Below are 13614 nucleotides of genomic sequence, written 5' to 3'. Positions count from 1 at the left end.
CACGCTGTGCGGGTCCGGCCGTACCCCTGCATGCTCCGACAAGCACAGAGGATGACATGAAGCTGTTCCTGCAAATCCTGTTGATCGCCTCCAGCGTCCTGCTGGTGGTGGCCGTGCTGCTGCACCGCGGCCGGGGCGGCGGCCTGTCGTCCCTGTTCGGCGGCGGGATGCAGTCGAGTCTCGCGGGGTCCAGCGTCGCCGAGAAGAACCTCGACCGGATCACGCTGCTGCTCGGGGCCATCTGGCTGATCAGCATCGTGGGTCTCGGCCTCCTGCTCAAGGTCTGACCGGGTCCCCGGAAGGGGACTGCGATCGGCGTGCCTATTGGGGGGCGCGCCGCCGATTCCAACGGGTGAGGATTCATGGTTGGCGGTAACGCGATTCGCGGCACCCGCGTGGGTGCCGGTCCTTCGGGCGAATCGGAGCGGGGTGAATCGGCGCCACGGCGCCGGGTGTCGTATTGGTGCGCGAACGGGCATGAGGCTCGCCCGTCGTTCGCGATGGACGCGGAAATCCCCGACGAATGGGACTGCCCGCGCTGCGGGCTCCCGGGCGGTCAGGACGAGCAGAATCCGCCCGCCGCGCCTCGTACCGAGCCGTACAAGACGCATCTGGCTTACGTGAAGGAACGCCGCAGCGACGCCGACGGCGAGGCCATCCTCGCCGAGGCGCTCGAGCGCCTCCGCCAGCGCCGCGAATTGATCTGAGGCACGGTTTCTCCGGGACCACCGGCTTCCCGTCCGCGAGGGCGAGGGCCGGTGGTTTTTTAGTTCCCGGGCAGCGGAGAAAGACTGGAGCCCTAGCGGTCTGGACCACTGGTGCGCGGGCGCGGCCAGGCCCGGCAGTGGCGGCGTGTCGTGAGTGGTTATGCCGGTGAGAACCGGCATAACCACTCACCACAACCTCAGCGATCCAGCGGATACCGCGCCCGCACCCGGAACCCGCCGTCCTCGGTCCCGGACGTTTCGAAGCTTCCGCCCAGCAGCCGGGCGCGTTCGGCGAGCCCGGTCAGCCCGTGGCCGCCGGACGGGAAAGCCTCGCCCGCACGGCAGGCGCGGGCGTTCTCCACCTCGATGTCCAGCGCGCCGCTCGCCGCGTGGATGCGGATTGTGGCCGTCGCGCCGGGGGCGTGTTTGTGGACGTTCGTCAGGCATTCCTGCACCGTCCGGTACGCCGCCGCCGAGACCTGGCTCGGCAGGGTGTCCGGGAGCTGCTCGACGGTCAGCTGCACGGGGACGTCGCACTCGCGGATCAGGTGGTCCAGCTCCCCGATCCCGGGTCGCGGGCCGTCGTTCCCGGAGCTGGAGCGCAGCACGCTCACCAGCGAGCGCAGTTCCTCAAGCGTCCGGGTCGACAGCTGGCGGATGACCTGCGCCGTCTCCAGCGCCGGGCCCTCCTTCGCCTGCGCCTGCAGCGCGCCGGCCTGCATGGCGATCAGCGTGATCTGGTGGGAAACCACGTCGTGCATCTCGCGGGCCAGCCGGGCGCGTTCCTCGGCGCGCACCGCGTCGGCGTGGAAGCGGCGTTCGCGGTCGCGGCTCTTCGCCAGCTCGCGCAGTTTCGCCGAGATCTCCGCGCGCGCCCCGATCAGCAGGCCGATCGCGATCGGCATTCCGGCCACCAGCACGCCGTAGATCCCGTCGAGGACGTGTTCGCGCCAGCTCAGTTCCGCGAACTCCGGCAGCGGCCACCGCACGAACCGGCAGGTGAACACCAGTCCCGCGCCGACCCAGGTCTGCCAGTGCAGTTGCCGCCGCGTCGCGAGCATGCCGAGGTTGAGCATCGACGCGAGCTGTGCCCATCCGGCGAAGAATCCCGGCACCGCGGCGAGCACCGCGAGGAACGGGAACCGCCGCCGCACCACGACCGCGAGGCACGCGGCGGCCGACAGATAGAGCGAATAGGGCTGTGCTTTGGGCGGCACGACGAGCCAGACGTCGAGCACCGCCAGCAGCACGACCACCGCTTCGACGGCGATCGTCGCGACGAGGGGCTTCCGGAACGCGGCGAACGCCCCGGTCAGGCTGACGCGCCTGTCCCCCCGGGCGGCTCCCGCGGCGGAGCTGCTCATCGAGATGCCAGGAATCGAGAGTCCCTCAGTGCTCATCGCGGCGACCCCATTCGTCTTGTGGACTTAGTGATGAGATGCTCCGGCCACCCGATCGGGACGCGCGGCGGTGAACAAATGTGCGGATGCTAACGGGAACGTGTGTGTTGCCAGTAAGTTTCACCCAGAGTGGTTCTTGTGGTGTTGTAATCTCCACAACTGCTCCAACAGGATGAACGAAGCGAGGTCGACATCACCAAGTGTCGATCACATCACCTTATGTTCACCATACGGCGGTTCCCACATACTGGTGAGCCGCTTTTTGGCGCAGTGTCAGTTACTCCGTTTGCCGCCCAGGTCGACGCCGGGCCCGCTTCACGCGTACAGGGGGGAGATCACCCGTGCGGGTGGGTGGAAAGTGCCTCTGCGCAGTCGAAGACCGCCGCGGCGCAGCGAGCGCGAAGCGGCGGCCAGGCCGGATAAACGACTGAGGCTTAGGCGGGCGTCTCCGCGATAGCGACCAGAACCGCGCGGCCGAGCACGGTGAACCCGAGGACGGCGGGCGTCACGTCGGCCGAGACGCCGATCGATTCGACATCCAGGCGTGTACGACGACGAAGTGGCGGTGCTCGCCGTGGCCGGCGGGCGGGGCCGCGCCGATGAAGCGCGCGACGCCCGCGTCGCCGCGCAGTTGGAGAGCGTCCTCGGGGAGTCCGGATCTGATGTCGTCACCCGCGCCTTCCGGCAGGTCGGTGCCGGTGGCGGGGAGGTCGGCGACGGCCCAGTGCCAGAAGCCGGAGCCGGTCGGCGCGTCGGCGTCGTACACCGTGACGGCGTAGCTCTTCGTGCCTTCCGGAGCGCCGGACCAGGACAGCTGCGGCGAAATGTCCTCGCCGCCGGGCATGCCGAAGATCCCGGAGAACCGCTCGGCGGACCAGGCCGCGCCGTCGGCGACGGTCGTGCTGGTGATGGTGAAGCTCGGCACCTCGGGAAGGCGTGCGAACGGGGAGGTGGCGGACATGCGCTCCTCTCGCCGGAAGCAGTATTCCATCGACGATAAGTCTAATAATCGATGACTTTGCAGATCGTCTATCCTGGACGCATGAAGCAGATGCTGTCCGAGCAGATCTACGACCAGGTCCGCGACGCGATCATGCGCGGCGAGGTCGAGCCGGGGCAGGCGCTGAAACCGCAGGAACTGGCGGCACGGTACGAGGTCAGCCTGGCCGTGGTGCGGGAGGCGCTGGTGCGGCTGGTCGGGGAGGGCCTGGCGGAACGGCTCACGAACCGCGGGTTCGCCGTGCCCGCGCTGGCCGATCGGCGGTGGCAGGAGATCGTCGAGGCGCGTCAGACGGTCGAGCCCGCGATGCTGCGGTTGTCGGTCGCGCGCGGAGATCTGGAGTGGGAGACGCGGGTGCGCGCGGCGGGGCACCGGCTCGCCCGGACGCCGATGTATGTGCCGGACGAAGGCCGCTACTACTCCGCTGCTTGGGCGGAGGCGCACCGCTTGTTCCACCGCACGCTGCTCGACGGCTGCGGGAACGCGGTGCTGCTGGAGAATTTCGACCGGATGTGGACGGCGAGCGAACTGGCCCGGCGGTGGACGGTGGCCCCCGGGTACCGGCTGCCGGTGGAGGACGTGCTCGCCCAGCACGAGGAGCTGGAGCGGGCCGCGCTGAGCCGGGATCCGGAGGAGGCGGCCGGGTTGCTGACGGATCACTTGGCGGCGACGGCAGCGGTGCTGACGGGGAGTCGTGAGTGCGTATCCCGGTTCTAACCGCGATACGCACTCACGACACGCCCCCTACCGTGCAACCCGAAAGGCTCCCCGCACCTTCGCGCGAGGAGCCCTTCCCGATGCCGCCTTACTCAGCCGGCGGTTGATACACCTTCGTCAGCTTCCCTGCGGCCTCGCGGTCCAGGAGCCACAGCGTCCGCCGGTACCCGCGGGCACCGGAGACCGGGATCTGCGTTTCCGGCGCACCCGCCAGCGCCTGCGCGACCGCGTCCGCCTTGGCGGTTCCTGCTGTCATCAGCCACACCTCGCGGGCACGGCGGATGGCGGGCAGAGTCAGCGACACGCGCGTCGGCGGAGGCTTCGGGCAGTCGCGGACCGGCACCACCGAGCGCTGTGTTTCGCGCACCTCGGCGGTTTCCGGGAACAGCGACGCCGTGTGGCCCTCGCCGCCCAAGCCGAGCAGCATGATGTCGAACTCCGGCACGTCCGCGCCGGAGCCCGCCGCGTCGGAGAGGACCTTTGCGTAGGCCTCGGCGGCAGCGTCGACGTCGTCGCCGAATTCGCCGTCCGACGGGGCCATCGCGTGCACCCGCTCGGGGGCCAGCGGCACGTGGTCGAGCAGCGCCTCACGGGCGCCCTTCTCGTTGCGCTCGTCCGAATCCGCCGGGACGAACCGTTCGTCGCCCCAGTAGATGTCCAGCCGCGACCAGTCGATCGCGTCCCGTGCGCTCGATTCCCGCAGTTCCCGCAGCACGGCGATGCCGGTGCCGCCGCCGGTGAGCACCACCGACGCCGCACCGCGAGCTGCCTGCACGTCGACGATCCGCGTCACCAGCCGGGCCGCGGCGGCCGCGGCGAGCAGGTCCGGGTTTTCGTAGACGACGACCTCGGTGCGGCTCATGAGCCGCTCTTTTCCGCGGTCTTGCGGGTCGTCTTCGGCTTCGCGGCGGCGGGCTTGGCGGAAGCCTTGGCGGCGGTGGGTTTCGCCCCGTTGGACGCGGCGATCTTGTGCAGCCCGTGCAGCGCCGCCTCGTAGATCTCGTCCGGGTCGAGCCGCCGCAGTTCCTCCACGAGGCATTCCGGGTTGCTGCGCCGCTGCAACGCGATCCGCCGCGTCGGCTGGCCCGGCTGGGTCAGCGTGCCGACCCGCCCGTCCGGCCGCGTCAGCTCCACCGCACCCGATTTCCGCTCCAGCTTCACCGAAATAATGCCCTGCGCGCTCGAACTCTTGACCCGGTGCACCGGAGCCTTGAGGTACTCGGCGAGCCAGCCCGCGAGCAGTTCGGTGGACGGCGAATCGGCCTCGCCGGTCACCGTCGCGCTCGTGATCTTCTCGTACGGCGGCAGGTCCAGCGCCGACACCAGCTGCGCCCGCCAGCGGGTCAGCCGGGTCCACGCCAGGTCGGTGTCACCCTCCACATAGGACTTCGCGCGCGTGCTGAGAGACCTTATCGGGCTCTTTTCCGCGGCGGAGTCGGTGATCCGCCGCTGCGCCAGCTGGCCGAGCGGGTCCTCCGCCGGAGCCTTCGGGCCGGCGCCCGGCCACCAGGTGACGATCGGCGCGTCCGGCAGCAGCAGCGGCACCACGGCGCTCTGCCCCTGCGCGGCCAGCGGGCCGTACAGCCGCAGCACGATGACCTCGCTCGCGCCGGCGTCGCCGCCCACGCGGATCTGGCCGTCTATGCGCGGCGCGGCCGTGCGCGCGCCCTTCGCCACGACGATCACCCGCGACGGGTGCTCGCGGCTGGCGTCGTTCGCGGCCTCGATGGCGTCCTCGAGCTTGGCGTCGTCGTCCGCGACGATCACCAGCGTCAGCACCCGGCCGAGCGCGACCTGGCCGCCCTGCTCGCGGATCTCCACCAGTTTCTTGTTCAGCGCCGACGTCGTGGTCGACGGCAGGTCGATGATCACGGACGCCTCCAGTGTTTTTGCGGGATACCCGCACCCAGCCGGCGCCCGTGGTCCGCTTCGCGATTGTGACTCACGGACGCCTCCAGTGCCTGCCGGTACGCTCCAGCATCTCGTCAGCGGACTTCGGTCCCCAGCTGCCCGGCGGGTACTGCTCCGGCGCGGTGCCGAGCTTCGCCCAGTGGTCCAGCACCGGGTCGAGAATTTCCCAGGACAGCTCGACTTCCTCGTTCACCGGGAACAGCGACGGCTCGCCCAGCAGCACGTCGAGGATCAGCCGCTCGTAGGCCTCCGGCGACGATTCGGTGAACGCGTGGCCGTAGCCGAAGTCCATCGTGACGTCGCGGACCTCCATCGTGGTCCCCGGCACCTTCGAGCCGAACCGCAGCGTGATGCCCTCGTCCGGCTGCACGCGGATGACCAGCGCGTTCTGCCCCAGCTCCTCGGTCTGCGTGGAGTCGAACGGCAGGTGCGGCGCGCGCTTGAACACGACCGCGATCTCGGTGACGCGACGGCCGAGCCGCTTGCCGGTGCGCAGGTAGAACGGCACGCCCGCCCAGCGGCGGTTCTGCACCTCCAGCGTCACCGCGGCGTAGGTCTCGGTCGTCGAGTCCTTCGCGAACCCGGCTTCCTGCAACAGCCCCGGCACCTTGGTGCCGCCCTGCCAGCCGCCCGCGTACTGCCCGCGCGCGGTGGTCTCGTCCAGCGGCAGCATCGGCTTGGCCGCCGCCAGCACCTTGGCCTTCTCCGAGCGCAGCGCCTTCGGCTCGAACGACAGCGGTTCGTCCATCGCGGTGAAAGCGAGCAACTGCAGCAGGTGGTTCTGGATGACGTCGCGCGCGGCGCCGATCCCGTCGTAGTACCCCGCGCGCCCGCCGAGGCCGATGTCCTCGGCCATGGTGATCTGCACGTGGTCGATGAAGTTCGCGTTCCAGATCGGCTCGAACAGCTGGTTCGCGAAGCGCAGCGCCAGGATGTTCTGCACCGTCTCCTTGCCGAGGTAGTGGTCGATGCGGAACACCGACTCCTCGGGGAAGACGTCGTTCACGATCGCGTTGAGCTCCTTGGCGCTGCGGAGATCGTGGCCGAACGGCTTCTCGATGACCACGCGCCGCCAGGTGTTCTCGTCGGCCTGCGCGAGGCCCGAACGCGCCAGCTGCTTGGTCACCACCGGGAACGCGCCCGGCGGGATCGACAGGTAGAACGCGGTGTTGCCGCCGGTGCCGCGTTCCTCGTCCAGCTCGCGCACGGTCTGCGCGAGCCGGTCGAAGGCGTCGTCGTCGTCGAAAGTGCCCTGGACGAACCGGATTCCTTCGGCGAGCCGGTTCCACACCGACTCCTTGAACGGCGTCCGCGCGTGCTCCTTCACCGAGTCGTGCACCAGCTCGCCGAAGTCCTGGTGTTCCCAGTCCCGGCGGGCGAAGCCGATCAGCGAGAACCCGGCGGGCAGCAGCCCGCGGTGGGCGAGGTCGTAGATGGCGGGCATGAGCTTCTTGCGCGCCAGGTCGCCGGTGACGCCGAAGATCACCAGGCTCGACGGCCCGGCGATCCGCGGCAGCCGCTTGTCGCGGGGATCCCGCAGCGGGTTGCGCCAGGTGGTCACTGAGCGGCCTCCTGCACTGCCCGCACGAGCTCGGCGAGCCCGGCGGCGCGGTCGGTCAGGTGCAGCCGCAGCACCGGACGCCCGTGCTCGGCGAGCACCTGGCCGTCGCCGAGCGCCTGCGCGTGCTGGAGCTGCCCCAGCGTGTACGGGCGGTCCGGCACCGGGAGGTCGTCCTCGACGGCTCCGGTGATCTGCAGGAAGCTGCCGTTCTGGTGGCCGCCCTTGTGGTACTGCCCGGTGGAGTGCAGGAACCGCGGGCCCCAGCCGAACGTGGTCTGCACGCCGGTCCGCTTGGCGATTTCGCCGCGCAGCAGCGAAGTCGACGCGTCGTCCAGCCGGTCGAGGTACGCCTGCACCGCGATGTACCCGCCGTCGGCCACCGAACCGAAGAACGCGCGCAGGATGTCGGCGAGTTTCCCTTCAGTGACAACACCTTCGCTGCCGAAGACCTCGACCGCACCGTCCACAGTGGCCGGTGTCTCGCCGCCCTTGAGCTTCTCCGGGTCGTCCAGCAGCGCCCGCGCCGCCTTCTTGGCCGCCTCGACGTCCGGCTGGTCGAACGGGTTGATCTCCAGCAGCCGTCCGGCGAGCGCGGTCGCGAACTCCCACACCAGGAACTGCGCGCCGAGCGGGCCGGTCACCGAGATCTGCGCCGCGCCTTCCGGGGCACCGATCGCGACCGCGGTCGCGTCCTTGCCGTGGTCGGCGAACCCGGGTGCGTCCGGGCCCTCGACGGCCACCGGCAGCAACCCGGTCCCGAGCTTGCCGGTGGACTCGGCGATCAGCTGCTCGGCCCAGTCCGGGAAGCCCTTGATCCCCGAACCGGTGTCGGCCAGCACGACCTTCTCCGCACCGGCTTCGTGCGCCGCGCCCCAGGCCGCCGCCAGCTGCACGGCCGGGTTCTCAGCGGTGTCCTCGGCGAGCGTTTCCGCCACCGACGCGGCCTGGTCGAGCAGCCGCGCGACGTCCGCGCCCGCGAGACCGGCCGGCACGAGGCCGAACGCGGTCAGCGCGGAATAGCGGCCACCGACGTGCGGGTCGGCCAGGAAGGTCTTGCGGTAGCCCTCTTTCTCCGCCAGTTCGGAGAACGGGGAGCCGGGATCGGTGACGACGACGATGCGCCTCGCCGCGTCGATCCCGGCATCCGCGAACGCCTTGGCGAAGATCCGGCGGTGGCTGTCGGTCTCGACCGTGCCGCCGGATTTCGACGACACCACGATGACCGTGCGCTCGAGGTCGCCCGCGAGCGCGTCGGCCACCTGGCCGGGGTCGGTCGTGTCGAGCACCGTGAGCGGGACGCCGGCGGTGGCGGTGATGACCTCCGGCGCGAGCGACGAGCCGCCCATGCCGGCGAGCACCACGCGGTCCACGCCCTCGCTGTGCAGTTCCGCGCGCAGCGCTTCGATTTCCCCGATCAACGGACGCGACGACTTGTGCAACGTCGTCCAGGACAATCGGATCGACGCTTCGGACTCGGCGTCTGGACCCCACAGCGTGGAGTCCTTGGCGGCGAGCTTGGCAGCGGCGCCGTCGGCGGCCAGCCGCTGCGCCAGCGGCGCCGCCTTTTCTGCCAGTTCGGCGTCGACGATCACGACGCCGGTTTCGTCCCCGCTCATGGTCTCTGGTTCAGCCCTTCGCTTTGTTCAGCTGCCCGGTCACCGTGTCCAGCAGTTCCTGCCAGGACTTCTCGAACTTCTCGACGCCCTCGGTCTCCAGCGTCAGGAACACGTCCGGGACGTCGATGCCCGCCGCCGACAGCTTGTCGAAGATCGCCCGCGCCTGCTCGCCTTTTCCGGAAACCGTGTCGCCGGTGATCTCGGCGTGGTCGGCGACCGAGTCCATGGTCTTCTCGGGCATCGTGTTGACGACGTCCTTGACCACCAGCTGGTCGACGTACCGGGTGTCGGAGTAGGCCGGGTCCTTCACGCCAGTGGAGGCCCACAGCGGACGCTGCGCGTTCGCGCCGTCCGCGGCGAGCGCTTTCCAGCGATCGGTGGCGAACAGCTTCTCGAAGGCCGCGTACGCGAGCAGGGCGTTGGCGATGGCCGCCTCGCCCAGCAGCGCCTTGGCCTCGTCGGTGCCGATCGCGTTCAGCCGCTTGTCGACCTCGCTGTCCACGCGGGACACGAAGAACGACGCGACCGAGTGGATGCCCTTGAGGTCGTGGCCGTTGGCCTTCGCCTGCTCCAGACCGGCGAAGAAGGCGTTGATGACCGCCTCGTAGCGCTCGACGGAGAAGATCAGCGTGACGTTGACGCTGATGCCCTCGGCGAGCACCGCGGTGATCGCGGGCAGGCCCTCTTCGGTCGCCGGGATTTTGATCAGCACGTTCGGCCGGTCGACGGTCTTCCACAGGTCCTTGGCCTCGGCCACCGTCTTCTCGGTGTCCTTCGCCAGGCGCGGGTCCACCTCGATGGACACGCGGCCGTCGACGCCGTTGGTGGCCTGGTACACGTCGCGGAACAGGTCCGCGGCGTTGCGCACGTCGGTGGTGGTCAGTTCCCGGACGGTGCCGTCGAGATCCGCACCGCGTGCGGCGAGGTCGTTGACCTGCTCGTCGTAGGCGGCGCCCTTCGACAGCGCGTTCGCGAAGATGGTCGGGTTGGTGGTCACGCCGACGACGTGCTTGTCGCGGATGAGCCCGGCGAGGTTGCCCGAGTTCAGGCGTTCCCGCGAGAGGTCGTCCAGCCAGATCGAGACGCCTGCTTCGGAGAGCTGCGCGAGTCGGTCAGTCATGAGTGCACTCCCTTCAGTTCAGTTCAGTTCTTGGTGTTGGCGATCGAGCGGCGGGCGGCGTCGACCACGGCTTCGGCGGTGAAGCCGAACTCGCGGAAGAGCGTCGCGGCGTCGGCCGAGGCTCCGTAGTGCTCGATCGACACGTTCTCGCCGGCGTCGCCGGTGAAGCGCTGCCACGGCATCGCGATCCCGGCCTCGACCGAAACGCGGGCCTTGACCGCCGGCGGCAGGACGGCGTCCTTGTAGTCCTGGTCCTGCGCGTCGAACCACTCGACACACGGCATCGACACGACGCTGGTGGGGACGCCGTCGGCCTCAAGGGTCTTGCGCGCCTCGACGGCCAGCTGGACCTCGGAACCGGTCGCGATCAGCACGACCTCCGGGGTGCCGTTGGACGCCTCGGCCAGCACGTAGCCGCCCTTCTTGACGCCCTCGGCGTTCGTGCCCTCCAGCACCGGCACGTTCTGCCGGGTCAGCGCGAAGCCGGACGGGTGGTGCACGTCCTCCAGCACGGCCTTCCACGCGTACGCGGTCTCGTTGGCGTCCGCCGGGCGGACGACGTTGAGGCCCGGGATGGCGCGCAACGCGGCGACCTGCTCGATCGGCTGGTGCGTCGGGCCGTCCTCGCCGAGGCCGATCGAGTCGTGCGTCCACACGTAGATGACCGGGGCCTTCATCAGCGCGGCGAGCCGGACCGGCGGGCGCATGTAGTCGGAGAAGGTGAGGAAGGTCGCGCCGTACGGGCGGGTGCCGCCGTGCAGCGCGATGCCGTTGAGGATCGAGCCCATCGCGTGCTCGCGGATGCCGAAGTGCAGCGTGCGGCCGTACGGGTTGGTCTTCCACATGTCGGTGCCGGCCGCGGCCGGGCCGAACGAGTCGGCGCCCTTCATGGTGGTGTTGTTGCTCTCCGCGAGGTCCGCGGAACCGCCCCACAGCTCGGGCAGCGGCTCGGCCAGCGCGGTGAGCACCTCGCCGGAGGCCTTGCGGGTGGCGATGCCCTTGGCGTCGGGCTCCCAGGAGGGCAGGTTGTCCGCGAAGCCCTCGGGCAGCGTGCGGGTCGACAGCCGGTCGGCCAGCTTCTTGCGCTCCGGGTTCGCCGCGGCCCACGCTTCGAAGCGCTCCTGCCACTCGGCGCGCTCCTTCTCGCCGCGCTCGATCGCCTGGCGGGTGTGCGCGAGCACGGCGTCCTCGACGGCGAAGTTCTTCTCCGGGTCGAAGCCCAGCGCCTTCTTGACGCCCGCGACCTCTTCCGCGCCCAGCGCCGCGCCGTGCGCCTTGCCGGTGTTCATCTTCGTCGGGGCCGGGTAGCCGATGATCGTGCGCAGCTGGATGAACGACGGCCGCTCGGTCTCGGCCTGCGCCGCCTTGATGGCCGCCTCGATCGCGACGACGTCCTCGCCGCCCTCGACGGTCTGCACGTGCCAGCCGTAGGCCTCGTACCGCTTCGCGACGTCCTCGGACAGCGCGATGTTGGTGTCGTCCTCGATGGAGATCTTGTTGTCGTCGTAGAAGACGATCAGGTTGCCCAGCTGCTGGCGGCCCGCGATGGACGAGGCCTCGGAGGTGACGCCCTCTTCGATGTCGCCGTCGGAGGCGATCACGTAGATGCGGTGGTCGAAGATGCTCTCGCCGGGAGCGGCGTCCGGGTCCAGCAGGCCGCGCTCGCGCCGCGCCGCCATCGCCATGCCGACGCCGTTCGCCAGGCCCTGGCCCAGCGGGCCGGTGGTGGTCTCGACGCCCTTGGTGTGCCGGTACTCCGGGTGGCCCGGGGTCTTGGAGCCCCAGCGGCGCAGCTGTTCGAGGTCTTCCAGCTCCAGGCCGAACCCGGCCAGGTACAGCTGGATGTAGAGGGTCAGGCTGGAGTGCCCGGCGGAGAGGACGAACCGGTCGCGGGCGGGCCACTCCGGGTCGGCCGGGTCGTGCCGCATGGTGCGCTGGAACAGCGTGTACGCCAGCGGGGCCAGGCTCATCGCGGTGCCCGGGTGTCCGCTGCCGCAGTTCTCGACGGCGTCCGCGGCCAGCACACGGGCGGTGTCCACGGCGCGGGTGTCGGTCTCGGTCCAGTCGGCCGGCACGGTGCGCCGGAGCAAGGGGTTGGTCTCGCTGCTAGAGGTTTCGGACACTGAACTCGAACTCCTGCGTCGGTGAAGTGGTGGCTGTATTCCGTGCGTGCCGCTCAGGTGCTGCGGTGTGCGCCCTCAGTTATCTCAATCGATCCCGAAGAGACGATATTCCTGCTGGCGGCGCTGTGCAGGCGGAGCGAGCGGCCCGTCGCTGTCACCCTAGTGCGTACGCGTGCGCGCGAGCGCGGGCGCGCACCCTGCGGGTGAGGTGATCCTGCCCGCCTGTCCGTACCCGGCTACCCGCCGCGGGCCGTCCCGACTCATCGCGGCCCGGCGCGGCGGACGTGACGGAGAGAACACCGCCGGGCGTGTCCCGGACCCGCGGGCGTCGGGCCGGTCCGTCACGTCTAACATCGATCGCGGGCCAGGCACGGGAGTTCTCCAGGAGCACCACCTCTTTCTTCCGGGCCGCCCGGCCCAGGACTGACTCAGGGAGAGAAATGTCGTTGGTGAACGCTGCGCACGGACGCAGTGAAGACACCAGCGCCGTACCCCCGGACGGCGGACGGCCGAGCGGGGCCCGGCGAAGCTTCCGCCAGGTGGCCGGCGCGTACGCCGCGCTGGCGAAGCCGCGCGTGATCGAGCTTCTCCTCGTCACCACGATCCCCGCGATGTTCCTCGCCGGGCGCGAGGTGCCGAACCCGTGGCTGGTGATCGCGACGCTGGTCGGCGGCACCATGGCCGCGGGCAGCGCGAACGCGCTCAACTGCGTGATCGACAGCGACATCGACAAGGTCATGAACCGCACCAAGCGGCGGCCGCTGGTGAAGGACGCGGTGCCGCGGCGCAACGCGCTGGTCTTCGGCCTCGTCCTGGGCGTCGCCTCGTTCGCCGTCCTGTACTTCACGGTGAACCTGCTGGCGGCGGTCCTCGCGATCGCGACCATCCTGTTCTACATCTTCGTCTACACCCTCGGCCTCAAGCGGCGGACGTCGCAGAACGTGGTCTGGGGCGGAGCCGCGGGCTGCATGCCGGTGCTGATCGGCTGGGTCGCGGTCACCGGCACCGTGCAGTGGCCGGCGTTCGTGATGTTCGGCGTGATCTTCTTCTGGACCCCGCCGCACACCTGGGCGCTGGGCATGAAGTACCGCGACGACTACGAGCGGGCCGGCGTGCCGATGCTGCCGGTCGTCGCGACCGCCGAGCACGTGGCCCGGCAGATCGTCATCTACTCGTGGGTGATGGTCGCCTGGACGTTGCTGCTGCTCCCGGTCACCAGCTGGCTGTACGCGACCTTCGCGATACTGGCCGGCGGCTGGTTCCTCTTCTACGCGCACCGGCTGCAGGCCGCCGTGCACCGCGGCGAGGAAACCAAGCCGATGGCGCTGTTCCACCGGTCGAACACGTACCTGATGATCGTGTTCGTCGCGCTGGCGGTCGACTCGGCGATCGGCTTGCCGGTCCTCGGCCTCCCGTTCTGATCCGTTTCGGACCGGGCAGGAATGGCCCGGGATCCTCG

At 70.0% G+C, this 13614-nt stretch carries 12 protein-coding genes; 4 read left to right on the top strand and 8 right to left on the bottom strand.

Annotation, left to right across the window (positions count from 1 at the left end; translation table 11 throughout):
- The first annotated feature begins 56 nt into the window (after positions 1-56).
- Both secG and BM362_RS21590 read left to right on the top strand, forming a co-directional pair.
- Positions 57-287: a preprotein translocase subunit SecG gene (gene secG, locus BM362_RS21595; RefSeq protein ID WP_033292761.1), complete on the top strand. Its 231-nt coding sequence runs from the start codon at positions 57-59 to the stop codon at positions 285-287.
- 75 nt (positions 288-362) lie between these two features.
- Positions 363-707, top strand: coding sequence for an RNA polymerase-binding protein RbpA (locus BM362_RS21590; protein WP_009075886.1), 345 nt, complete (start codon positions 363-365; stop codon positions 705-707).
- Between the two features lie 197 nt (positions 708-904).
- Here BM362_RS21590 and BM362_RS21585 read toward each other — a convergent pair whose 3' ends face one another.
- Together BM362_RS21585 and BM362_RS49985 are read right to left on the bottom strand one after the other, a co-directional pair.
- Entirely contained in the window at positions 905-2107 is a 1203-nt protein-coding gene (locus BM362_RS21585; RefSeq protein WP_167545382.1) for a sensor histidine kinase, read from the bottom strand.
- Positions 2108-2612: 505 nt separating this feature from the next.
- The gene (locus tag BM362_RS49985; RefSeq protein WP_208865284.1) at positions 2613-3068 is read right to left on the bottom strand and encodes a YbhB/YbcL family Raf kinase inhibitor-like protein; all 456 of its coding nucleotides are present in this window, start codon (positions 3066-3068) and stop codon (positions 2613-2615) included.
- Positions 3069-3158: 90 nt separating this feature from the next.
- On the opposite strand from BM362_RS49985, the gene BM362_RS21575 reads away from it, so the two are divergent.
- On the top strand, positions 3159-3824 hold the full coding sequence (locus BM362_RS21575; protein ID WP_198545278.1) for a GntR family transcriptional regulator: 666 nt from the start codon (positions 3159-3161) through the stop codon (positions 3822-3824).
- A gap of 88 nt (positions 3825-3912) precedes the next feature.
- Here BM362_RS21575 and pgl read toward each other — a convergent pair whose 3' ends face one another.
- The 6 genes from pgl to tkt form a co-directional block, all read right to left on the bottom strand.
- Positions 3913-4686 (bottom strand): 6-phosphogluconolactonase, encoded by a 774-nt coding sequence (gene pgl / locus BM362_RS21570; RefSeq protein ID WP_093574327.1) that lies wholly within the window; start codon positions 4684-4686, stop codon positions 3913-3915.
- Positions 4683-5696 (bottom strand): glucose-6-phosphate dehydrogenase assembly protein OpcA, encoded by a 1014-nt coding sequence (gene opcA / locus BM362_RS21565; RefSeq protein ID WP_093574326.1) that lies wholly within the window; start codon positions 5694-5696, stop codon positions 4683-4685. Before opcA ends, pgl begins: the two co-directional genes overlap by 4 nt.
- A 70-nt stretch (positions 5697-5766) precedes the next feature.
- A complete protein-coding gene (zwf, locus tag BM362_RS21560) occupies positions 5767-7296 on the bottom strand; it encodes a glucose-6-phosphate dehydrogenase (protein WP_067579187.1) in 1530 nt (509 codons plus the stop codon).
- Positions 7293-8912, bottom strand: a complete 1620-nt coding sequence (locus BM362_RS21555) for a glucose-6-phosphate isomerase (RefSeq protein WP_093574325.1) — start codon at positions 8910-8912, stop codon at positions 7293-7295. Before BM362_RS21555 ends, zwf begins: the two co-directional genes overlap by 4 nt.
- Positions 8913-8922: 10 nt before the next feature.
- Complete coding sequence (gene tal, locus BM362_RS21550; RefSeq protein WP_067579183.1) at positions 8923-10032, bottom strand: transaldolase; 1110 nt, start codon at positions 10030-10032, stop codon at positions 8923-8925.
- Positions 10033-10055: 23 nt separating this feature from the next.
- Positions 10056-12155 (bottom strand): transketolase, encoded by a 2100-nt coding sequence (gene tkt / locus BM362_RS21545; RefSeq protein ID WP_067579181.1) that lies wholly within the window; start codon positions 12153-12155, stop codon positions 10056-10058.
- 440 nt (positions 12156-12595) lie between these two features.
- Between tkt and BM362_RS21540 the strand changes: the two genes are divergently transcribed.
- Positions 12596-13576: a heme o synthase gene (locus BM362_RS21540; protein ID WP_067579179.1), complete on the top strand. Its 981-nt coding sequence runs from the start codon at positions 12596-12598 to the stop codon at positions 13574-13576.
- Positions 13577-13614 lie beyond the last annotated feature (38 nt).

This window comes from Amycolatopsis rubida (assembly GCF_900115345.1).
Lineage (GTDB): Bacteria > Actinomycetota > Actinomycetes > Mycobacteriales > Pseudonocardiaceae > Amycolatopsis > Amycolatopsis rubida.
Note: the sequence above shows the minus strand (reverse complement) of the source record. Positions and strands in the feature narration are given on the sequence as shown.